At 57.4% G+C, this 1,584-nt stretch carries 2 protein-coding genes; both read right to left on the minus strand.

Features of this window, described 5'->3' with window-relative positions:
- A partial coding sequence (locus tag EN914_RS34890) for an HWE histidine kinase domain-containing protein (RefSeq protein WP_281034694.1) occupies positions 1-643 on the minus strand: 643 nt, incomplete at its 3' end.
- Positions 640-1,584 (minus strand): ATPase domain-containing protein (locus EN914_RS34895; RefSeq protein ID WP_127389663.1); only part of this gene is annotated, 945 nt, incomplete at its 5' end. The genes EN914_RS34895 and EN914_RS34890, both read right to left, overlap by 4 nt.

The raw sequence follows: 1,584 nt of genomic DNA on the forward strand, positions 1-1,584 counted from the left end.
CCGTTAAGGCCACGGTCTCGCCACCGGCAGCAAAAACTGCAGAATGAACATCCGACAAGGCTCTCAATCGCCCTTTGAAGTCTTCTGCAAGCCCTTCTGCCGAGATCGCACCGCGCCTGGTCATATCGAAGATGGATATGACGGTCGCCAGGATGTTTTTCACTCGATGATTTAGTTCAAGGCGGAGTTCCGTCTCCCGCTCAAGATAGTCACGCACGTCGCGCTGGCGAATTCTGGTGAGGAGTGCCGACTGGATTCCGCTTATTAGTTCGAGCGCAGCCACTGGACGCTGATAGTATATCTGACGTGAACGTGGCCAGGCAGCACTCAGCGCCGCTTGGATGCGTGACTGCTGTGCCCCACGGTCCAACAAAACAACGATTGGGATTTCCGACCAATTCGGCTGCGACTGAAGGAAACTTTCAACTGTTGCGATAGCCTGAGGATTTAAGGCTTCATGGGTAACAACCAGCACTCCAGGGGACAGTGCAAGCAATCCCTCTAAGTCCTCGGGGCTCGCCGCTCGAGCCCGTAAACCACGTTCCTGCAGCAGGGAGGCGGTGTAACCAGCATCCTTGCGGTAAGGCGCCAAAATGAGCACCCAATCCAGTGTTCCCAGCCCGTTTCGCTCGACGTCGCTCACGTCTCGGGCAGAGGATTGTAGGCAACCACGGAAACGCCGGAACTCGCGATGAACAGTTCCCGGACATCGAGATCGTGGGGACCGTGGCGTTTCTTGACGACCGTGATATTGCGCCTCAGACGGCCTTCATGCTCGGACATGCGCAGCAGAAGCACGGTGTCGCCGAGAAAACTGACGTCCACGTCGATCCCAACATTCTGCCCGAGCAAACCATGCTGGGCGACAATGAGCATGGTTAGCACGTCAGCGCGAGCGAGATGTTTCAGGAGAGACTGGATGTCCAGCACCGCCTTTTCCCGGTGGGGAAGAGAATTCAGATAGCCGGTGAAGCTGTCAATCACGACTACCCGGGTATTGTTGCGACTGACGACTTGCTGCACAATCTGGCCGAACTCTCCGGGCGAGATTTCGTTTGGACTAAAATCGTAGATGACGAGTTGGCCATCCCTGTGGAACTGCCGAAGATCCATCCCAAGGCCTTCGGACCGGCGAAAGAAAGTCTCCAGCCGCTCCTCAAACAGGAACAGGGCCACGCTTTCGCCCCGCTGAAGCGCGGCAGTGGCGTAAAGCGACGACATCGTCGACTTGCCTGTCCCCGACTGACCAATCACGAGCGTTATGGTTCCCGATTCCTGGCCGCCGCCGAACATCTCGTCGAGAGCGTCTACCCCTGACTTGATCAGCTGCGGCTTGGTCACTTCGGCAGGCGACCCGGGCACAATCCTCGGAAAAACCACAACGCCTTCGCCTTCGCGAATAGCCATATCGTGATAACCGTCTGCAAACGGCACACCGCGCAGTTTGCTGACTTCAATACGCCGCCGCACGCCGCCGTAGTCCTCGAGAGATTTATCAAGCCGGATCACGCCGTGGGCAATGCCCTCGATTTCCTCGCCATTGTGATCGCCTCCGCTGGTCTGGGTGTCGAGCAACACCGCCAC

Source organism: Mesorhizobium sp. M7A.F.Ca.CA.001.08.2.1 (genome assembly GCF_003998455.1).
GTDB classification, from domain to species: domain Bacteria; phylum Pseudomonadota; class Alphaproteobacteria; order Rhizobiales; family Rhizobiaceae; genus Mesorhizobium; species Mesorhizobium ciceri.